Source organism: Novosphingobium mangrovisedimenti (assembly GCF_025153475.1).
Lineage (GTDB): Bacteria > Pseudomonadota > Alphaproteobacteria > Sphingomonadales > Sphingomonadaceae > Novosphingobium > Novosphingobium mangrovi_A.
Genome location: NZ_JANZXA010000008.1, coordinates 60,961 through 82,356, shown reverse-complemented (window position 1 = coordinate 82,356; position 21,396 = coordinate 60,961). Strand labels below are relative to the sequence as shown.

At 62.3% G+C, this 21,396-nt stretch carries 14 protein-coding genes and 2 tRNA genes; 5 read left to right on the top strand and 11 right to left on the bottom strand.

Annotated features, from left to right (window positions below):
• The first annotated feature begins 170 nt into the window (after positions 1-170).
• Together NZK81_RS12765 and NZK81_RS12760 are read left to right on the top strand one after the other, a co-directional pair.
• On the top strand, positions 171-911 hold the full coding sequence (locus NZK81_RS12765; protein WP_260046473.1) for a GIY-YIG nuclease family protein: 741 nt from the start codon (positions 171-173) through the stop codon (positions 909-911).
• Entirely contained in the window at positions 904-1,428 is a 525-nt protein-coding gene (locus tag NZK81_RS12760; protein WP_260046472.1) for a hypothetical protein, read from the top strand. The genes NZK81_RS12765 and NZK81_RS12760 overlap by 8 nt, the downstream gene beginning before the upstream one ends.
• A 355-nt stretch (positions 1,429-1,783) precedes the next feature.
• Here NZK81_RS12760 and NZK81_RS12755 read toward each other — a convergent pair whose 3' ends face one another.
• The 4 genes from NZK81_RS12755 to rtcR all read right to left on the bottom strand — a co-directional run bounded on the left by NZK81_RS12755 (position 1,784) and on the right by rtcR (position 10,291).
• Positions 1,784-6,235 (bottom strand): hypothetical protein, encoded by a 4,452-nt coding sequence (locus tag NZK81_RS12755; RefSeq protein ID WP_328517073.1) that lies wholly within the window; start codon positions 6,233-6,235, stop codon positions 1,784-1,786.
• Between the two features lie 388 nt (positions 6,236-6,623).
• The gene (locus NZK81_RS12750; RefSeq protein WP_260046470.1) at positions 6,624-7,745 is read right to left on the bottom strand and encodes an RES family NAD+ phosphorylase; all 1,122 of its coding nucleotides are present in this window, start codon (positions 7,743-7,745) and stop codon (positions 6,624-6,626) included.
• A gap of 211 nt (positions 7,746-7,956) precedes the next feature.
• Positions 7,957-8,358 (bottom strand): toxin-antitoxin system HicB family antitoxin, encoded by a 402-nt coding sequence (locus NZK81_RS12745; protein WP_260046469.1) that lies wholly within the window; start codon positions 8,356-8,358, stop codon positions 7,957-7,959.
• Positions 8,359-8,704: 346 nt separating this feature from the next.
• Positions 8,705-10,291, bottom strand: coding sequence for an RNA repair transcriptional activator RtcR (rtcR, locus tag NZK81_RS12740; protein ID WP_260046468.1), 1,587 nt, complete (start codon positions 10,289-10,291; stop codon positions 8,705-8,707).
• 262 nt (positions 10,292-10,553) lie between these two features.
• On the opposite strand from rtcR, the gene NZK81_RS12735 reads away from it, so the two are divergent.
• A complete protein-coding gene (locus NZK81_RS12735) occupies positions 10,554-11,780 on the top strand; it encodes an RtcB family protein (protein ID WP_260046467.1) in 1,227 nt (408 codons plus the stop codon).
• A gap of 136 nt (positions 11,781-11,916) precedes the next feature.
• On the top strand, positions 11,917-12,933 hold the full coding sequence (gene rtcA, locus NZK81_RS12730) for an RNA 3'-terminal phosphate cyclase (RefSeq protein WP_260046466.1): 1,017 nt from the start codon (positions 11,917-11,919) through the stop codon (positions 12,931-12,933).
• A 152-nt stretch (positions 12,934-13,085) separates the two neighbouring features.
• Here rtcA and NZK81_RS12725 read toward each other — a convergent pair whose 3' ends face one another.
• The 3 genes from NZK81_RS12725 to NZK81_RS12715 all read right to left on the bottom strand — a co-directional run bounded on the left by NZK81_RS12725 (position 13,086) and on the right by NZK81_RS12715 (position 16,467).
• On the bottom strand, positions 13,086-14,435 hold the full coding sequence (locus tag NZK81_RS12725) for a M1 family metallopeptidase (protein ID WP_260046465.1): 1,350 nt from the start codon (positions 14,433-14,435) through the stop codon (positions 13,086-13,088).
• Positions 14,436-15,281: 846 nt separating this feature from the next.
• Positions 15,282-15,539: a hypothetical protein gene (locus NZK81_RS12720; RefSeq protein ID WP_260046464.1), complete on the bottom strand. Its 258-nt coding sequence runs from the start codon at positions 15,537-15,539 to the stop codon at positions 15,282-15,284.
• Between the two features lie 514 nt (positions 15,540-16,053).
• Complete coding sequence (locus tag NZK81_RS12715; protein ID WP_260046463.1) at positions 16,054-16,467, bottom strand: helix-turn-helix domain-containing protein; 414 nt, start codon at positions 16,465-16,467, stop codon at positions 16,054-16,056.
• A 549-nt stretch (positions 16,468-17,016) separates the two neighbouring features.
• Between NZK81_RS12715 and NZK81_RS12710 the strand changes: the two genes are divergently transcribed.
• Entirely contained in the window at positions 17,017-18,093 is a 1,077-nt protein-coding gene (locus NZK81_RS12710; protein WP_260046462.1) for a tyrosine-type recombinase/integrase, read from the top strand.
• A gap of 59 nt (positions 18,094-18,152) precedes the next feature.
• On the opposite strand, the gene NZK81_RS12705 is transcribed toward NZK81_RS12710, so the two are convergent.
• The 4 genes from NZK81_RS12705 to NZK81_RS12690 form a co-directional block, all read right to left on the bottom strand.
• Positions 18,153-18,229 (bottom strand) — tRNA-Pro (locus NZK81_RS12705).
• Between the two features lie 28 nt (positions 18,230-18,257).
• Positions 18,258-18,333: transfer RNA gene (locus NZK81_RS12700), tRNA-Ile, on the bottom strand.
• 48 nt (positions 18,334-18,381) lie between these two features.
• Entirely contained in the window at positions 18,382-19,404 is a 1,023-nt protein-coding gene (locus NZK81_RS12695; RefSeq protein WP_260046461.1) for a polysaccharide deacetylase family protein, read from the bottom strand.
• An 83-nt stretch (positions 19,405-19,487) separates the two neighbouring features.
• Positions 19,488-21,305: a histidine kinase gene (locus NZK81_RS12690; protein ID WP_260046460.1), complete on the bottom strand. Its 1,818-nt coding sequence runs from the start codon at positions 21,303-21,305 to the stop codon at positions 19,488-19,490.
• Between the last annotated feature and the right edge of the window lie 91 nt (positions 21,306-21,396).

Here is a 21,396-nt window from a genome sequence, read left to right as displayed (position 1 = left end):
TCTGTCCGAAATGCCGATTGGCAAGGTAATTATCGGACATGCAGTCGAGGTCCACCAAACCCTCCTTTGATGGACACCCGTCTTTCAGGACGTCCGGCCGCCGTGCCGGCGCCCGGGAAAAGGGGAGAGGGAAAGAGGTCATTGCGAAATGAATCGCAATGGAGACCGTCATGTCCGATCAGTGGACCTCTTCCGCTCAAGAGTACTTCAAGACCATCGCGCGTGAGCGCGGAACCTTCGCTGCCTGGCAGGCGGGAGCGTTGAACTACACCGTCTACCTGCTGCTCGATCAGGAGCGGCCCGATCCCAAGGGCGACTTTCCCGGCTATCCCATCTACGTCGGCCAGTCCGGCAACGTACCGAGGCGAATGGCATCGCATTGCCGCCATGCGATCAAACGCGATGCCGAAGCAACAGTCCTGCACGAGCGGATCGCCGGGATGATGAAGGCAGGCTACTTTCCGATCGTCCTGGGCGTGGCGAGCGCGCCAACGCGCACGATGACCATTCTTGCCGAGCTTCTGCGCACGCAAGACTTGCTCCGGGCCGGCTATCACCTCTGCAACAGCCTGCGCGAGCAGAAGAAGCTGCTGACACGCGATGCCCTCCAGAGGCGATATGCCAGCCTGCGCTGGAGCATCTACCTGAGCGAAGCCATCAAGGAAGGCCTCAAGATCCGTTTTCACTGCAGGGCCTGCCGGAAGGCCGAGACCTGGGATCCGGCCATGCCGGCAGAGGAAGGCTTCTGGGCCTCGAACCTCGCGGGCGCGCGCTGGCGCCTGTCGCCTTGCCCCTCTTGTAGCCGGCGGCGCGAGGCGACCATCCTCGATCCGATTGAAAGCGCTCCACCGCCACCTCCGCCAGGGCCGCGAACGATGAACATGGCCAAGGAGGGCGGACACCATGCGTAAGCTGCTTCCCGCGATCCCGGCGCTTGCCGCCTTTGGGCTGTCGATTGCGCCGGCCACTGCGAAGTTCACCGCGGATATCCAAAAGGATGGCTGGCGGTTGCTCGGAACGACCGAGGCGTGCGGCCTGCACACGACCTTCGAGACCAAGGAGCACCCGATCTATCTCGACATCCTCTACCTGCCGGAAAAGGATAAGTTCAACTTCGTCCTGACCAGCAAGCAGTATTCCAAGACGATCATCGGTCGTGCTTTCTGGATGACCGTGACCTTCGACAACACCCGGACGCGTTTCCGAGCATACGGTATCGAGACGGAGGATGGACCTGCCCTGGGAGGCTATGTTGGCGCCAACTTCCTCAAGGACTTCGCCGGGACCCGCAAGATGGAGCTGGAGGTTGAAGGAGCCAAGTTTGGCATCTTCAACATCGATCAACCGCGCGACCTGGTCGCGGAGTTCGCCAAGTGCGCGGATGATGCCTGGAAAGCCCAGTTTGATGGCCGGACTTCAATGCCCTAGGCGCGCTTTGGGGAAGGGTAGGTCGGTCTGACAGTGAGGGCCAGTCGGTCCTTGGGAAAGGCAGGGTGTGGGACCTATGCGACCGTCGGCTTACCGGCGAGCGCCCCAGGAAAGCCGACGCTCCCGTCGCGGCTGCGTGAGGCCGGGCCAAAGGCCTCCCCTGGGACCTAGCCGACAGTCCGCTTTGGAGCGTTCCTGATCATATAACGGACGTACCTGATACAGGGTGTTGATGCCAGCTCCCGCCGACATAGCGGTCATGACAGAGACGGAATCAGCACTCTTAAACCGGCCGTTCACTCATAACACTAGGGACGGCCGGAACGCGCCCGTCGACGAGCGGTCAGCGCATGACCTAGTCGATGAGGTTGGTCGGCCGGCGCTGGCCCAGGAACGTCTTTACGGCGCCGCCCGATGCCTTCTCGGCTGCCTTATCGAGGCGCTGCGGTATGTCGCCGCCGATGAGCCTAAACTCGGGGGCGCGGTGAGGCGATGGGGCGAGGAGCTGTCGGCGGTCCGCGGATGCGATGCCCAGCTCAATGAAGCGCCACCTCTCATGGGGGTCGTTGGCGGCGGCGGCGAGCGCGAACCAGTGCATTGCATGTGCGGCCCGCTCGTATCTCGCACGCGCGGCACTGGCCGCTCCGCCAAGGAACCCCCGTCCCCAGTCGCGACGGAGCAGAGTATCGGAATGCGCGTTGGCTGGACGGAATGAGGCTGTGGTGATTGCGAGCGCATGGTCCGCCGCCGTGTCCGAGGCAAGGCGCTCGTCGATGAAGCGATCGAGCCATTCGTTGGCACCCGCCGCCACTGCGGCGAGCGTCAGGCACTCGATCTCCCGATCGTCGCGGGCGCTGCGATACGCATCCAACCTGAGGCCGTTGATCTCTGGCGACGCCGCAGCCGCGAACAGCGCGAGGTGGCGGAACTCGTGCTTCGCGTCACCGACCCGTACGACGAGATGCGATTCCACCGCCCACAGGTGCGCGAGCACATTGGCAGCCAGATCCGGGTCGATCTCGGCGTAGTTCTGGGCGAGCGCGAACCCGAGGTTCTGCAGCGGGCACAACGCGCGCTGGTCTTCGGTCCCGAGGATCGTGCGCAGCCATCCGGCATATCGTTCGGGCTGGGCACTGGCGAGTTCAGCCAGCCCGAAGGAATAGGGACGCCGCGCGAAGGCGATGGCACCTTCGCTCATCAGGCTGGCCATGAAGCGGTCAACCTGGTCGCTAAGCAGCTGTCGGCGATTAGCGAACTTGGCGCCAGAGGCGTCGCTCATCTCCTCGTTGAGCGCCTCGATGGCTGCAACCGGGTCGTCGGGCCTCTTCTCTCCTCGATCGACCAGGTTCATCCGGGTTTCGCTGGGATCCTCGCCCACTTCGAGCACGATGATGGCATCGCGCGGCTCGTCCACGTCGAGTGGCTCCACCAAGTCGTCGATGATCTTCTCGATGGTGTCCGCAAGTCGGTCGCGTGCTGCGGGGAGCCTTGCCGCGACCCAGTCGAGATGCTCGACCGGCACCTCTTCCACCAGATCATTGCGACCGCGCCTGCCGATGGCGCTGGCGATCGCACTGCGCACTACGCTCGCGCGCCAGCTCTTGTCCTCGCGCGGGGGCGCGTCGAGCGCCATCAAGGCTTCGTCCAGGCCCGCATCGTTGCGGCTGCGCGCGAACTCGGCCGCAGCCGCGGACACTTCGGCGTCGTGGCTGGCGAGACACTTGGCCACCATCTCGCGCAGTTCGTCGGTCACGTCGGTCGTCGACGAGGCGAGGAAGAGAAGTGTCCGCTCCAGTATCCGCGGATCAGCATCCATCACTCCATCCAGACGGAACGCCGCCTCCACACCGGAAAGCGGCTTTGCAAGGGCGGCGTAGCGAAAGTAGTAGGGAGCGCGCGTCGGCAGGGACTGCAGTAGGTCGAGCTGCTGTCCGGCGTCCAGCGTCGGCATGACGCCCTCGACCAGCATGCCCGTAACGAAGTTCTCGTCGCCGTCCGGCACGAGCGCGGGATTTTTCGAAATGTCGGCGATCCGCTGCCGCGTGGCGGCGACCGCCTCCTCGCTCATGACCTGGGAAAGCCAGGGTATATGCCAGCCCAGCTGGCGTAATGGCATATCAGTTCGCGTGGCGACCGATCGCGCAAGCGTGTCCAAAATTTTCCTAAAACCAGCCGGGTCGAAGCGGATCAACAGTTCGCGGTTTCGTTCGAGGTCGTGATCCTCGGACGTGGACCACATGCCGCTCCAGATCTGCCCCGCATCCAGACCCGCCATGCGCTCGGTCAACTGCGCCACACCCTCAGGCGCTTCGGTCTCAGGGTTCAGCGGATCGGGTCGGTCATTCCCGTATGTGACGCGATCCGGACGTGGGCTGACTGCCTGCGCTTCCTGCTCTGCGTCGAGCGAGCCGAGCAGTCGAAGTGCGCAGGCCGCCGCCTCGAGAGCGTGGACGGAGGGTTCGCCGCGGATGAGGTCGGCGATCTCCGAGCGCACCGCTGCGGCGACCTCAGCCGGATCGATGCGGTTCAGTCGCACAACCCAGGACAGATCCTCGTAAGGCGATTGCGTGTTGCCGGTGAGCGTGTAGGCGAAGGCGAACGCGACGATGCCGCTTGCGAACTCTGCCAACGGTCGCCCGTAGAGGAACAGAGCTGCAGCCGAGGCTAGGCCTGCCGATTCCGGCAGTTCGGTGCACCACTCGGCGAGGAAGCGGCGCTCAGATTCGGTCATCTGGGCCAATCGCGCCTCCACTCGGGCTTCATGCTCGCCTTGGCGCCTCGAGCGGTCGGGTCCGCCGCCGTAATCTGGCAGTCTCCGTGACCATGTGCCCAGCCACCGGTTCAGGCGTGCCTTGAAGGCTTCGGCAACGCTGTCGCGCTTCGCAGCTTGGAACAGAAGTTGAAGGAAGCGGCCATCGTCGCGCTCGCTGTGCTTCGCCTCCCATGCGTCGATGAAGGGTGCTGGACGCGCCACCACGTAGGTGATGAGATTCTCGAAGGCCTCATCGCCGAGGTTCTGCAGCGACATCCATCCGCCAACCAGAGCAGCGATGCCACGATTGGGATAATTGCCGTCGAGCGTCGCGACGGCGATCGCGGCCGACAGGATATCCCCGACGGTATCGAAGCCGCGGATCGGGTCAATGATACTGTCGAGTGCCTCATCGAGATCCTCGACGCCGTCGCGGACGGCTGCTCCGAGTTCGTCGGCAACGAGAAGTCCGAGCGCGAAGTGAAGCGTCTCCTCTCGGAACTGGTATCTTCGGCTCAAGCTGTCGAAAAACTGACCTTCTTCAATGTCGCTCAGGTCGTGAGCAAGGTCGCGGCCGTCCTGCCGCTGCGACGCGCCCGAGCGGCTCCGCCATTCGTTTCTGTCGAAGTCGGTGCCAGGCCTTTCACGATATTCCCGAGCATGACGCACCAACAAGTCACGGAAATCCTCGTCGTTGTGGCCGACGAGGTCCTCGCGCTCGCGCAGCCGGTGTCGCCAGTATTCCAGAAGCAGCCGGTCGATGCTGAGCTCTTCGATGCCAGACAGTTGCGGCAGTAGTCTGAGCGCCAACGCGCAGATGCGCGGGTTGCGCATGAACTGGTTGAGCCGGGGCGCTAGCGCCGCAGGGTCGACCTCGTTCTTGCCCAGAACGTCTGCAAACTCGCGGTCGTCGTAGTTTTGGATATGAACGGGTACCACAGTCACATAGTCTGGCAGCCGATTGGCCACGTCCCGGTCCCAGTAGCCCTCTCGGCATGTCGCCATGACGACGCCGCCGAGCGAGTGCGCCGCTGGCATGAGTGTGCGGAGGATCGCCGCCCAAGGCTTTCCGCTGGTCTCGTTCAGGCCATCGATGAGGACGATGAACCGGCCTGGAGTGAGGGAGCCATTTGACCAACGTTCGAGTCGGCGGCGCCAACGCGCGATCGTGGGCGCATGCCTTCGTGAGTCTTGATGCGCCGCGAGGCGCGCCAGCATTTCAATCGCCTCCTCAGTGCCGGACAGTTGATCCACGATTCGGCCGATGGAGAGCATGAGGATCGGCCTTGGAGCGGCGGCCAGCCACCAGTTCGCGACCGACCATGTCTTGCCCGCCCCATCTCCACCAAGGACGGCGACCAGCGAGTCGCCCTCTACGTCAGCCGTTGCCGTATCAACGGCCGCCTTGATGGCGGACTGGACGTTCGACCGGTCTGCAATCAGCGCTGGTTTCTCGAGCGGCGTCAGAAATTGTGAGAAGTTCCGTTGCGCGAGCTTGCTGCTGGCGAAATTGCGCTCGCACCATTCGCTGTTCTTGCTGCGAAACGCGTCAAGCCCGAGCAGTGCTGGTGAGAGCTGAGCCTGCAGTTCCGAAAGGCTGGCGCCGAAGGCTGGATCCCTGGCGATGTCTTCAAGTCCGGCGCTAAGATCGGCGAGTTGTTTCGTATTGAGTAGCCTTGTCGCCCAAGCGACCACCGCAGGCCTGACGGCGGCTAACAGAACCGCCAGTGGCGGGAGGCCCGTGTCCGTCCAATCAAGCGTGAGAAGCGTGATGCCCTTATCGTCGAGGATCTCCTCCAACTGGCGCTGGGTGGGTTCGCTGATCTCCACGGTCGCAGCGAGCACCCATAGGTCGATACCTTCCGCTAGCACGCCAGCCGCCAGCGTGGCCTTTCCCACCAGTTCCTGCAGAGGAACGCTATCGGTATAGCGCTTCGCCTCCATGGCAATGGAAAACGGTGCCTTCGGGGTCGCTGCGTCGCGCCCGAACTGCGCGCCCGACCGCGCCAATCGGAAAGTGTAGCCCGTCAATTCCGCTAGCGCGCGGGCAACCAAGCCCTCAAATCCATCTGGCCCGGCGGCCGGATTCCATCGGCGTAGTATTTCGTGGAGGTTAAAGCTTGCCCCGGTGGAAGGTATGGACGTCGCTGTTGGTGTCATGCGACCGTTTTAGCGCCGCTGTGGGCGGTCGCAAGCGTGAGAGCCTGGCGACTGTTGCGGGGCGGGGATGATACTGCGGGATGGGGGGCGACTTCGTTAATGCAGCTAGCGAAAATGCTGCCCTCTAGGACGTCACGGTTGGGTAGCTGAGCAAGAGTCGCCCGACTTTAATCCCCGCTAGAGGCAAAATCGGGGTCACGTCAGGCGGGACAAAGCGGTTGTTCCGGTCTTGGGGAGCGAAATTTAGCGCCTGAGCGGCAATGAAGGGTCGGTCGACGCAGCTTTAGGGGACTTCGTTATTGTAGTCGGCAGGACCAAAGCTGAAATGATATCGCACTTGGTTTATCCGCAACCGATTGATTCCGACGGCTTGGACATCACCGGCGGCAATTGGTTGCCCGAACAGCGCGATATTCGGAACCATCTTTGAGAGTTCATACTCGCGCATTTGCGCGAACTTGCGCAGCGAAATGCCGAAGGCCGTCTCGAACGGAATACTCCCGGTGCGCAGCAGACTGAAAAACGACGGATAGCAGAGCCCATCGAAACCGCGTCGGCGCGCCGCGTCGGCCAAGGCTCGACTGACTGGATAGGAATGAGCGCCTGCGAGAAAAAGCATGTGAACGGCAAGGTCCACACTTTCGAATTCCGAGCATTGCTCATCGATGAGCGCACTGAGATCAAGCAGCTTGAGTTTGCGGAGCGGAGTCAGGGTAGCGACGTAGAGTTCGTCTTCGGCGGCAAAGCGGCACTCATGTACGCAGACCTCCAAGTCCTGCGAGCCGTAGAGGATCGCGCAGTCCGTTGAGTCTAGCCTACCTTTTCCTGCGAACTCCTTGGGCGGTGCGTCGTATTCTGCCGGGTCTGATGGCGTATGCGGCGCCTTGCGCACGCGATAGAAAGGGGTGCCGGGCTCAAGTTGGACGACTGGATACGCATCGAGGATGCGCGCGATGGCGGAATCGCGCGTTCCCTCGTCGCAAAGCTCTTGGAGCGGCTCGATGTAGCCGAGCATCCACAAGTTAGGACCATAGTGAAAAAGGCCGATCCCGAGCGTTGATTGCAAGAGGTCAACGTCACGCCCAAGCGCCCCTGCGAGTCCGAGCGATCCGGGCTGGCTGTCGTTGAACTGGATAACCGGCGCGCCGCCGAAGTCGGCCCGTTCAAGGCTGCCATGCACGAAGAACATCTTGACCAGGAAGAGTAGGTCTTCTCTCGTCAGAACCGGGACGTCACTAGAAGCGCACCTGGGGCAATCGCCAGTTTCCGCCTTCATCTCCCCGGCCATCCGGTGCAGCCCCACATCGGAGAGACAGTTTGGACAAAGCAATCCGGCCTGCCCGATATCTCCATCGTTCCCACCGCTCACGGCGACAGAGGTTTCTTGTGTGGCGTTTTCACTCACAGTTTCCAAAACCGGTCCAATCGTAGTTTCACCAACGCCTTCGCCGCTATGGGCTTATTTGAGCAAGCGGTCTTCGTCGAGACAAGGTTACGCCGCAGGCAGAGCGATGCGGACGTTTACAATGGAAAAGCAGAACGTTCGGACCTGCGCTTTGAAAATTGGTGGCTGAATGGCCACGAAGGGTCGTTTGCCGAGCGCCGAACGAACCCGCCTAATTGGGGATCGACCATTCTTTGAAGCGCCTGAGGATAGTCGGATTCTGCTCCAGATCGGCAAGGACTTCCGCTTGCTGCCAGACGCTGCCACGCTTCACTTTGAAAGTGATCAATATTTTATTTCGATCGACATGTGAAAAAGAAATGACATTTCTCCTAACCAAATGGGCCGTTGGCATGCCATTGTTTATAATCATGACTGCGCCATGCAAATAATCATCTAAATAATTAATGAAATCTTCATTATTTAATGAATAATTTGATGATATTTCAATAATGTCATTTATTGAGCAGTTCATTCCATTTGATAAATCAAATAATCTTTTGTGCAGATTTGGATTTATTCGTATCTGGAAGCGACCCGAAAATTCTCGGTCGCTGCTGTTTCGGTTGTTCATGTTCGCTCCTTCGGAAAGGCCGTGAGCGCGTTGGATGCCATAGGTTCACCGTAGTGTCAATAGGCACTGAAGAGGATTTGTAACCTCCAATTGCATCAGTCGCTGTCATTTTGCGTCGTTAGAATGGGTGGCATACAGGTCCCACTGGCCGAGAGATCGGCTCGTGAGGGCAACTCGATCAATCCACTATTCAGCACCAAGCGGTTTTCGTCAGACCGCTTCCGTCATGGACCGGCCATTTCCTGGCGTAGATGCGATCGGCCACATCTGGTCGCGAGCTGCCGAAATTGCGGACGGTCCGCACCTGGGGACTGAAAATTGGCGCCTGAACGGCCACAAAGGGTCGTCACCGGAGCGCTGTGAACTCCAGCCCGAAGCGGGTGAGGTACTTGCGCAGGCGGTCGGCGTCGTTGGTGCTGGCGCGGCGTTCGCGGGAGGCGGCGAAGAGGCGGCGGCCGGCTTCCGATAGGGAGGGGCTCTCACGGCAGACCCGTGCGACGTAGGCGAGCTGGACGCGGTCAAAGGGGTCGATCTCAGCCAGTTGACGGGCGCTCAGGATTGCCTCGAGGCCGTCGCTACGCTCGCCGGCGCCGGACCAGAGGCGCTGTAGGCGGGCCACTTCACCGTCCACCGTGGCAACGTCGATGCGCCCCTTGGGCGCGAACGTCGCCATGCGGGTGACGCTGGCGGCGAGATCGCGGAAATTGCCGTTCCAGCTCGCGCGCGGCGATGTGGCGAAGTCGAGGAAGCGGGCGCGCGCCTCCTTGTTGAAGGAGACGCGCATCCCCTCGCGCTCGGCATGGCGGTCGAGTTCGTAGTCGAGGTTGGGGGCGATGTCCTCGCGCCGTGCGGCGAGGCCGGGAAGCGCGAACGTCCACAAGTTGAGGCGGGCGTAGAGGTCTTCGCGAAAGGTGCCTTCGGCGACGCAGCGGCCAAGGTCACGGTTGGTGCCGGCGATCAGCTGGAAGTCGCTGACCACTTCGGCGTCCGCGCCCATCGGCAGGAAGCGCCGGTCCTCGATCGCGCGCAGGATCATCGCCTGCTCGTCGAGCCCGAGCTCGCCGATCTCGTCGAGGAACAGCATGCCGCCATCGGCGCTGCGCAGCAGTCCCGGACGGTCGGCGGCCGCGCCGGTGAAGGCGCCCTTGCGATGCCCGAACAGCGCCGACATCGCGCCATCACCGCGCAGGGTGGCGCAGTTGACCTCGACGAACGGCCCGCCGACCTGCCGCTTCACCTTCTTGAGATCGTGGATGCGACGGGCGAGCTGGCTCTTGCCTGCGCCGGTGGGTCCCATCAGCAGGATCGGCGCGCGGGTGCGCGAGGCGACCTGCTCGATCTCGTCGATCATGGCGTTGAACGCGGGATTGCGCGTCTCTATTCCGGACTTCAGGAACGAGGTGCCCTCCCGCCGGTCGGCAGCGAAGCGGGTGGCGATGGAATCGTAGCGCGACAGGTCGAGGTCGATGACGCTCCAGCTGCCGGGCGCGGTGCCGTCGGCCCGGCGGGTCGGCTGCGTCTGGAGCAGGCGGCCGGGCAGGTAATGCGCCTCTGTCAGCAGAAACAGGCAGATCTGCGCGACGTGGGTGCCGGTGGTGATGTGGACCAGCACGTCCTCCGCTTCCGGATCGAGCGGCAGGGTGCGCGTGAAATCCAGCAGTTTGCCATAGACTTCCTCGAAATCCCAAGCGTCGGAGAAGTCTATGACATGGCGCTCGACCGTGGTTTCCGGGGAGACATCGGCGATGTCCTGGCTGACGTATTCGGCGAGGCGGCGGTGCGCGGTGCCGTGGATCAGCACGAAGCGGTCGACGCGCAGATCCTCGTGCATCGTCAGCGCCACGGTAGGGCGCCATTTCATCCAGCGCGAGGGGCCGAACTTGGCAGCGTCGAGCGTGGAGCCGAGAAAGCCGATGACGGTAAGCGGTTTCATGATCTCATATGATAATCGCTTATACATTGATATACAAATTGTGAGTCTTTCGATCTCGGCGTCCTGAAGGGGTACAGCCGGAGATTGCCGGTTTTCCGCCGATTCCGAGAAATTTTCGCCAGACGCCGTCGGTTTGGCACGCCCCCTGCAATTCTATTTCCGCCGGGTCAGTCGAACAGCCCGGCTCAGCAGGCGAAAGCGGGGCGGCCGGAATGGGCCGGCCGCCTCCATTTCGCCGCAAGAACATTTCAGGAGTACGGCCATGACCGACACCAGTTTCGAATTGCGGCAGGTCGAGGGCGGCATGCCAGTGAAGATGTGGACCCGCGGAGTGCCCGTGGATGACAAGGCGCACGACCAGCTCGCCCGCGCGGCGAAGATGCCCTTCGTGTTCCGCCACGTCGCGGCGATGCCCGATGTCCATGTCGGCATCGGCGCGACCGTGGGCTCGGTGATTCCGACCAAGGGTGCCGTGATTCCGGCCGCCGTGGGCGTGGACATCGGCTGCGGCATGATGGCCGCGCGCACCTCGTTGATGGCGCATGACCTGCCCGACAGCCTAGAAGGCATCCGGTCAGCAATCGAGCAGGCGGTGCCGCATGGGCGCTCTGTTGGGCGCGGCAAGCGCGACCACGGTTCGTGGGGCGCTCCGCCTGCTGGGATCGTCGAGGCCTGGGCCACCCTTGCGGTGCGCTTTGAGCGTTTGTGCGACAAGCACCCGCGGCTGAAGAACACCAACAACCTCACGCATCTGGGCACGCTGGGCACCGGCAACCACTTCATCGAGCTGTGCCTCGACGACGAGGCGCGGGTGTGGGTGATGCTGCATTCCGGCTCACGCGGGGTGGGCAATGCCATTGGCACGTTTTTCATCGAGCTGGCCAAGCAGGATATGCGCAAGTGGCACATAAACCTGCCTGATGAAGACCTCGCCTACTTCCCGGAAGGGACCGACCATTTCGACGATTACGTGGAGGCGGTGGGCTGGGCGCAGGACTTCGCCGCGCTCAACCGACGGATGATGATGGCGAACGTGATCGCCGCCCTGCGCGGCCAGATCGCCAAACCGTTCGATGCGGAGCTGGAGGCGGTGAACTGCCACCACAATTACGTCACGAGAGAGAACCACTTTGGCGAGAACGTGCTCGTGACCCGCAAGGGCGCGGTTCGTGCGGCGAAGGGGGTGATGGGCATCATCCCGGGCTCGATGGGCGCAAAATCGTTCATCGTGCGCGGGCTCGGCAACCCGGAAAGCTTCGACAGCTGCTCGCACGGCGCAGGACGCGTGATGAGCCGCACCCAGGCCAAGAAGCTTGTCACGCTGGACGAGCACGTGGCCGATACGGCGGGCGTCGAATGCCGGAAGGACGAAGGCGTCATCGACGAAACACCTCGCGCCTACAAGCCGATCGAGGCGGTGATGGCGGCCCAGGCCGACCTCGTCGAGATCGTCCATACCTTGAAGCAGGTGGTCTGTGTGAAGGGGTGATCCCTTTTGACGTCAATGCGGCAGGGGCTTCGACAGGCTCATTCCGGGCGTTATTGGACTTCTGCTCCAACCCCGCTCACCCTGAGCTTGTCGAAGGGCCACGCACAAACCTGCATTTTGAATTTGGAAGAATACCATGATCGAGATTGACGGTTCGGAAGGTGAAGGCGGCGGGCAGGTGGTGCGCAATTCGTGCGCGCTCTCGCTCGTCACCGGCAGGCCCTTCCGCATCACCAATGTGCGCGGCGGGCGCTCGAAGCCTGGGCTCATGCGCCAGCACGTTACTGCCGTAGAGGCGGCGACGCGGATCGGCGGGGCCGAGGTTAGCGGCGCTGCCGTGGGTTCGGCCACGCTGGAGTTCCGCCCCGGCGCCGTGCAGCCCGGAGAGTACCGCTTCGCCGTGGGCACGGCGGGCAGCACCGGGCTTGTCCTGCAGACGGTGCTGATGCCGCTCGCGCTGGCCGACCGCCCTTCACGACTGGTGTTGGAAGGCGGCACGCACAACATGCTGGCCCCGCCGTTCGACTTCATCGAACGCACGTTCCTGCCGGTCATCAACCGCATGGGCCCAAAGGTGGAGGCGCGCCTCGTCCGCCACGGCTTCTACCCCCGCGGTGGCGGACGGATCGAGGTGGATATCACCCCGGCCCCGCTTGCCCCTCTGGAATGCATTGACAGCGGAGAATTAGCCGGCGGATCGGCGCAGGTGTTGTTCACCGGCCTGCCGTTCGAGATCGCCGAGCGCATGATCGCGCGGCTGCGCAAGGAGCTGCCCGAGTGGCCCGAGGACGCCTTCGTGGTGCGCGAGCTTCCAGCCGATCAGGGCCCTGGTGTCATCCTCATGATCGAGGCGCGCAAGGCGCATGTGACCGAGATCGCCAGTGGCTTCGGCCAGCTGGGCGTGCCGGCTGAACGGCTCGCCAAGACAGCGGCGAGCCGTCTGAAAGGCTACGTCGCGTCACAGGCCTTCGCGGGTCCGTACCTTGCCGACCAGCTGGTTCTGCCCTTCGCGCTGGCTAGCAGCGGCGCATTCACCACGGTGAAGCCGACAGGCCACCTCATTACGGCCGTCGAACTGGCGCAGCGTTTTCTTGGCAAGCCTATCATTCTGGAGCAGGAGCCTTGCGGTAGGCATCTTGTCAGATTTGCATAGAACATGGCGCGGGCAAACGCCGCAAGGCCAATGGCGGCTAATTTGGGCGTTTGGGCATGGGAAAGCGGACCGGCCGGACTTGGGGCTGGTAGATTGGCGTTTAAGCGGCCGAAATGGGTCGACTGCTTACGCAGAAAGCAACGGTTGCGCGGCTACTGCGCAGCACTCAGTTTTGAATCGGGTTCGCTAAAAACCCATTCCTTAAACGTTGCGTGAAGATCCCGGCCACTGGCGGCCTCCATGGCATTTTCCAGATCAATGCTGGTGACGGTTCCGCCAGCGTTCTTGCGGGTATAGTCACGCAGGCCTTTCCAGAAGGCCCGCTCTCCGAGCAAGGAGCGAAGGTGATCCATGAACACCGCTCCCTTGCTGTACTGGATCGCCCGACGTGCGCCGAGAGACGGATACCGACCGCCCCAGGCAAGCGGTCGATCAAGGCCTTTGGCGCTGGCTTTTTCCCATCGTGTCCGCGCAACTGCTATCTCGGCTTCGTAGGCATCTCGGCCGTATCGATGCTCCTTCCAGGCGGCTGTCATGAAAACGGTGAGGCCTTCGTTGAGCCAGAAGTCCTGAAGGGTCGCACAGGTGATGAGGTTGCCAAACCATTGATGGGTCAACTCATGAACGATGGCCCAATCGTCTGCGGGCGCACCAGGATCGGCGGGAAGCACGTCGATGCCGAGCACCGAGAACGTGGCAGCTTCCTGCGCCTCGCTGCCTTCGACCAGCAATTGGCTGTATGTGGGTACGGGAAGCGATAGGTCCAATTTCCGCGAAAGGAAGTGCACCTGGTCGGGCGTCGGCGCGAACCGCCGCGCCAATATCGAGGCGTCTACGCTATCGCTGAGATAGGTCAGGCGCGAAACCCCCGCCTGCGTATCGATACGATTGAACCTGCCGACGGCGAACCCATAAAGATAGGCCGAATAGGGCCGGGGCGAGCGCCAGATATGAACCTCGCTTCCATCTGGCCCGGACTGTATTGAAACCAGGCGTCCGACCGAGAGGGTTTTCATGCCCTTGGGTACGCGAAGGGCTAGCGCGAAACGAGCCTTATCCCCGAACTGGTCTTGGAGGCAGATCATCCAGTCACAGGCGAAATAGCTCGTGTAGAGGCCCGTCTCGGAGCGTACCAAGCCGCGGGCCGGATGCCCTTGGTAGGTCAGGTCAAGGGTTGCGGTCAGCCCTCGGCGCAGTGCCTTGGGAAGGCGAAAGATCAAGCTGCCGCTTTCGATCCCGGGCGCCAGGGGGGCGCCATCCAGTGTTGCCTGGGTGATGTCGAGAGCGTTCCCGGTGAACACGAACCGGCGCACGCCGTCTTCCGTTGTCCGAAGCCGGATCACCTCGTGTCCGGCAACGCTGGCGTTCTCGATGTCGGGGGTAAGGGCCAAATCATAGCTGAGCACCTCAAAACCCTGACCGGGCGTGTGATCTGTGCCGGCAATCGCGTCGCTGCCTTGAAGGCTGCAGATTCCCAATAAACTACAAATGATCCAGCGCATGCCCCTGTAGATCTCCAAATGCCCAATCTCCGGATGAACCAGAGCTAACCGCACGATCCGTAGGAGCGAAGTCCGAGAAGATCGGCCCGTCGCCGAGGAACTGCGGCTTGGCGCAACGAAGAGGCCCACAATGGCTTAAGACGTAGCAGCTTGCTGTGCGGATGTAACTTGACTGCGGGCTAGCGAGAATGGCGATATCGGCGTCCGGTTTGGAGGCAGCAAACTTGGCACAACGGAACGTCCGGACCTGGGAGATGAAAATCAGCGGCTGAGCGGCCGGCAAGGGGCGGGCGCAGAATGGCCTCTATGCACCGGCGGCGGGAGTGGCTGCCAGGCGCCCAAGTTGGTCGCTCAGCGTTCGAAGGCACGCTCCCGAAACCGGCCATGCCGGAAAATTACGAAATTGGTCGACATGGCGTGCCGAACTGGTGCCGGTCAAAAATTTCGACTTGAGCCAAATTATCGCCCTCGTTCCAGACCGAGACCCAGTTGTCGGGATGCACATCAATTGAATGAGGATGCCCATCATCGAGAATTACCGCCGCTTCCCCGCCCGGAGGGACCTCGTATTGATCACAGATTGGCTCGATAAAAATCGTAAGTGGGGTCGCCAGGTAATTCCGAATGGGCAATCGCATTCCGGGGTTCTTTCAATTAGCTTGGTCAATGAGCCTACGTTGGGACCTCGACATCCGCAAAGGCTCCGATCAGGCGGCTGCCACGCGCCCTTGTCGGTCGCTTGATGGCTGAATTGACGTGCCAGGGAGCCGACCGACCGCTTTCCCTCGGCGGCCAGGTTCGTCGAGAACTGGGATGAGAGGGAAGCGGCTGTTTTGCTGCGGCAATTCAGTCGATGATTTCTACCAGGCTGACAGCCGCGTATCGAAATATGGAAGGCTTCTCTTTCGGAGCACCGCTCGGAAAGTGTGGGCCGAAAAAAGCGATGTAACAGTCAAACATGCCGATCGCATCGTCGAGCCAGCAATGAACGACAACGCCAAACTCTGACGTGAGGTGGTCATCGTCGTTGTAATAAGCGTCACGACGGACCTTGGTCCCCGGTGCAAGATAGCGATCCTCGCCCGCAACCTTAGCAACTGTCATTTCATCTCCGCTTTTGAATTGCACACTGCTCCCTAAAGCGATCCTATTATCGTCTGCAACGGGCGCGTGAACGGCAGCTATCTTTGCAGCCCGACTCTAAACCTGCCATTCCGCTACCGGCCCGGCGTACGCGCTCCGACAGGACAACCGGAACGTCCGCACCTGGGAACGCGAAATCGGCGACTGAGCATCTTGGAAGGGTCGTCGTCCGTCACCATTTCGAGTTGCCGCTAGGATATTTATTTATCCAATCCTGGCTTTGGCTTTTTGGTTGCAAAAAGTCTTTTGCACTGGAGTAGCGCGACGGAGTAGATTCCGAAAAGTGAGGCGGCAGAAAATGTGATTAATGTTAAGTATTCTGGTCCAACATCGTAAATTTCTAAAGTCAGTGCTAGGATGGCTAGCGTTAATGCAAATCCCGCATAAAATCGAGCTTTCGGCCAGTCAGGTGAAATGACTGTTTGTCGACGCAGGTCCATTGCGAACTTCGTGTGGTCGTCAGGTTCCATAAAGCTCACCTCTCTAAGGCAAAGGTGCGGAGGTACTCACGGACTCTAGCCCGGTCTTTGCCTTTCAGGTCCGAGCCGTTCGCAAATTCGATTCTACCTAAGCGTTCTAGTTGTTCTTTGTTGAGTACCAGGCGGACCTCACCACAGATGCTAATAAGGTCTCGAATCGTTTCATCGTAAAATCCCCAATCAATTGTGGAGTAGTGGCGTACTGGCTTTAGGTCACTCCCCATGAGGACCCATTCGGGGTCCACGTCAAATTCCGTGCGAATTTTTGCCAGGACCTGGACGGGAGGGGATGCAAGATCCTTTTCCCAAGAGTGCAGCGAGCGACGTGTGAAGCCGAGGCGGGTTGCGAAGGCTTCCTGTCCCAACCCGCTGCTCTCTCGCACAGCCTTGATGCGCGCTCCGATCGACATTGTGAAGATATCTTCCCATTTGATCAAATTTAGGTTACGTTGTGATCATGTCGTCAACTTACCGAAAGTTGGAGCAATGGCAAACAGGATCAATACTGCGAGGCTTCTGAAGGATCTTCTACAGATGCGGGGATCAAGCTTCGCGGAGGTCGGTAGGACGGTTGGCGTAACGCGTGCCGCAGTCTCGCTCGTTGCCCATGGCAGGTCTAATTCTCGTCGTATTCGCTTGGCTCTTGCCGAAGCAGCGGGCCTTGCGCCTAGTCAGCTTTGGCCCCGGAACCTGGAAGCGAATGCAGATACTAGCGCGCAGGAAACACGCCCAAAATCGGGGAGTAGTTGAATGGACAACTCAGAAGATCCTCGTCGTCCCGGCTATGCCTCACCTGCTCGCGTCAAAGCGTACCTCAAGCTATACGCGGACCTTGGTCATGAGATTGGCGGATTGGAATTGACGCCTGACCGGTCGATCCGAATTCTTTCTCGGGAAGCTGTGCGCAGCACTGAGTCCAAGAACGCGTATGACGAATGGAAGAGTGTGGGGCGCTAGCGATGGTGCAGGGGCCGCACATCGTCAAGAAACTGCGGATGGGAAGGCCGGTTCGCTGGTATGTCTATGCTTGGCGCGGCGGACCTTGTGTGCACAAGCAAGTTGGGGGCGTCCGTCCCAGTCTGACGGGAGAAATCATTGACGCGATTGCTTCTGCGCGATCGAAGGGTGAGGGTGGCATCGCAGACGGGACCGTCAGTTCTCTGATCGTGGGCTATCGTTCGAGTCCCGAATGGAAGAGGCTCGCTCAAACAACCCAGCGTGGATGGAGCCCTTGGCTTGATCAGATCGATGGCAAGTTCGGAAGAGCGCCGCTGGCTGCGTTCGATGATCGGCGAGTTAGGAACGACATCCTCACATGGCGCGATGGCTATGCAGATCGACCGCGCAGTGCTGACATGGCGATGCAAGTGTTATCGCGTCTCCTGTCGTGGGGTGTCGACCGAGGACGTCTCGCCAAGAATCATGCGGCAGGGATTGATCAGCTTTACGAGAGCAATCGCGCTGACATCGTTTGGACCGAAGCTGACTTTGCAGCATTCAAATTGCATGCGTGCGACGAAGTTCGTGAAGGCGTCGAGCTGGCGGCCTGCACTGGCCTTCGGCGTGGTGATTTGGTCAGCGTCCCGTGGTGCGCGGTGGGTGAGCATGCCATCATCTGGCAGACCGGAAAAAGCCGCGGCCGCGCGCGCATCGTGATCCCCTTGTTGCCCGAGACGCGAGTCGTGCTCGACGGGATCAAGGCTCGGCATGCATTGGAGATGGCGACAAGGCCAGAGGGCAAGCGCAAGCCACTGCCTGAAACGATTCTGAGCAACAGCATGTGGCGAGCATGGACACCCATGGGTTTCAGTAGCCGCTTCCATGACGCCAAGAAGGAAAGCGGCGTGAAAGTCAATCTGCATGACCTAAGGGGGACGTTCGCCACGCGTTGCATGATAGCCGGGCTGACCGATCAGGAGATCGCGGACATCCTCGGTTGGAATACCAAGGATGTGGCCATCATTCGGCTCAAATACGTCGACCAGGCCCGAGTGGTGGTGGCCATGGCCGAGCGGATCAGCCGTGGAACAAAGTGAGATTGTGTAAACCGGTTGTAAACCGGCTTAGGAAGGAAGGTGCTAAGTGCTTGAGAAATTGGTCGGGGAGACAGGATTCGAACCTGCGACATCCTGCTCCCAAAGCAGGCGCGCTACCGGACTGCGCCACTCCCCGACCCTTCGGGCGTGTATTTCCACGGCAGTGGTGGGCCCGGCAGGATTCGAACCCGCGACCTAGCCGTTATGAGCGGCCAGCTCTAACCGCTGAGCTACAGGCCCCAACCGCCGTGCGCCCGGCGGTACACGTGCCGACCGGGCCGGTGCGCGTTAGCTTGGCTCGTGCGATGAGGCAAGCTCCACTGACGACAAGATGTCGCTAACACTTGTGGGTTTCACGCCGCGCCGTTCCAGATGGGCGAAGAGCGTGCGCCACCACGCATAGAGTGCCTCCAGATCGGCTTCGCCGCGCACGTAGGGCGTATGGCCCGGCGCCAGCGAGGGGCTGTGGAACGAGAACACGAGTACGGGCAGGCCTTCGTCTATGGCGATGTCCACGCCGCGCAGGGCTTCCTCGGCGGTAATACCCTCGGGCGTGAGCGCGATGCGTTCGAGCAGGCCGGCACGCGCGAGCACGCCGCGCATCGAGGGCGCGCGCCACAAGTGCGGGTAGATGACATTGCCCATCTGCCGCAGCGGGCCCCAGTAGACGGTGGTCAGCGGCAGTTCGAGCAGGCTGCGCCCGGCGTCGGCCCAGTAGGGATGGAGCGGATGATCGCGGTAATTGGGGCCGCCCGCGCCGCTGTAGTCGAAGCGGGCGCGGACCGAGGTGTCGATGGCGATGCCGCATTCGCGCAGGATTTCCCCCGTGCGCGGTCCCAGCCCGTACCGCCCCGCGCGGTAGATGCGCGGCGCGGTGCCGAAAGCCTGCTCGATCCGGTCACGCAGCGTGTGGAACTTGGCGCGCTCCAGCTCGAAGGGCAGGTTGCCGGCATAGCTGTTGAATTCGGTGACCTCCTCCTCGAACGGAGGACTGACCCAGGGGTGGAGCTGTACGCCCACATCGGCCCGGCCATTGGCCACGGCATCGCCGATGGCTGCGGGCGCTTCCGGCGAGCAGGCGACGGGATAGTCGATCAGATACGTGGGAATGACGCCGAAGTCCTCGCAGAACTGCTGGAACTGGCGCAGGGCCGGCACGGTAACGAGGCTGTGCTTTTCCCGGTCGAGCGGGGCATCCCAGTCGAACTCCTCCTCGGTGTCGACCGTGACGATGAAGCGCTGGCCAAAACCCTCGCGGAAAGCGGCACGGGCTTCCTTGCCCGGCGGTTCCAGGAGACTGGGCCCAGACACAGCTAACACTCCCCTTCGCTTCCATCGCATCCGAAATGCTTGCCGGGCAGGATGGCACGGTCGAGCACCCGTGCCTATAACCTTCAAAGGTTGCTATTTTCTGCCTGTTCTGGGGTCAAGCCGGGCAGCCACAGGTACAGCATGCCGTCGTCCCGCTTCATGCCGCCTCCGGCTGCGGCTGCTTCCGCGGCCGCGAGCCGCAAGGTGAAATCGATCCCGAACATGCCGGCCGAAAGCGACTGGCCGCGCTCGCCCGGCGCAAAACCGGGGCGGGCATCGTCCTCGTGCGTGGCCAATGCCGCGGGCAGGGCGACATGCACCACTACGCGCGCGTCTTCCTGAGCCCAGCTCAGCGAAAGCGATTCGTCGGGTGCGGTGGCCCCGGCGAGCGCAGCGAAGAGGCGCCAGATCAGCCGCTCGGCCTCTGCCTTGTCGAGATGCACGGGCAGCGAAGGCGCGGTGGCGGCCGGATCGACGGCGAAGCCGCTGGAGCGGGGATCGGTCCACGACCGCAGGCGGACGACGGTCTGGGCCAGGATTTGCGCCAGATCGCATTCGCCGGCTTCGAGCGTCAGCACGCCCGTTTCCAGCTTCACCAGCCGATCGAGTTCCTCGAAGCCCGCGAGGATATGCGCGCAATCGCTGGCGATCGCGGCGGCGAGGGCGCGATATTCGTGCGGGGCCGGGCCGTAGAGTTGCTGCTGCACGATCTCGGCGGCGACCTGGATGGCATTGGCCGGGGTGCGCAGTTCGTGGAGAATTTCGCGCATGCGGTCCGCCTCGCCGCGCGTGGCGGCGGCCGCGTCGGTTTCGGGCGGGGCGGCCGGGCGGCGCATCCGGCCGCAATAGCCGGTGAAGTGTCCACCGACCGGATCGAAGCGGGGGACGGCGTCGACCTGCCATTCGCCGCTGACCGCCGGGGCGCCGCTGACGCACAGGCGTGCCGCGCGCAGCGGCAGGCGGCGGCGCATCGCCGCGCCGGGCGCCGGGTCGCTGTCATCATCGTTCGCGGCGAGGTTGAGGCCGTAGACGGCGGGCGCGTGGGGGCCGTCGGCCCACCGGATGCGGCCTTCGGGATCCGTCGCGAAGTCGATCGCGGCGGCGCGCTGCGCGGCGAAGGGCACGGTATCGCCCAGCGGCAGCCGGGGCGCGTCGGTTCCCGGCTCGGGCGCGCCCTTCATCTCGCGCGCCTTGCGGAACTCCTCGATCCTGCGGACGATGGCGCCGATCCCCGCTTCGCTGGATACGACCTGCGGGGGAGAGGGCGGAGCGGCCTTTTCCCTGGCGGCCCGGGCCTGTGCCCATTCGCTGAGCGAGGTGGGTGGCGGCGGATCGTCGGCGAGGTCGAGCAGCTCCAGCACGTCCCCGGAAATGTAGTCGTCGTCCTCGGCTTCGGAGACTTTGGGCGCCGGCGCTTCCGGCTCCGCGGCCTCTGCCGGAGCGGCACACGTCTCCGCATCGATGGGCGGCAGGCCGCGATCGTGTATGCCCAGACGTTCGAGCAGGGCTTCGACGGCGGCGGAAAGGTCGCGGCGATGGCGCAGGATGCCGCGCGCGCGCACGGGCAGTTCGGGCACCAGCGCAAGCCATTCGGCATCGGTCAGCCTGGCGGTGCCGATCGCCGCGCTGGCGACGTCGGTTTCGGCCTGTGCCAGATGCGCCAGCAGGCGCGGGTTCGTCATTGGCTGAAGCGGCTGGCGCAGGAAGCCGGCCCGTTCGGTCGCCGGAATGCGGGCGGAGAGCGCATCCAGCCGGGCAAATCCGGCGTCCAGGGTTTCCGACGCGGCGTTGCCTGGCAGCCGCCCGAGGATGTCGATCAGCTGCCGGTACTGGATGCGCGCGATCCCATCGCCGGAATCGGGCAGCCGCAGTACCGTGTCCAGGCGATCGTCGAAATGCATCTATACTCCAGGCGCGACCCGCGCGGGGTCAAGGGAACCCCCCATTCTACCCAGTGTAGCAGACCGGGGAAGTTCCTCTCCTAGCAAAGCG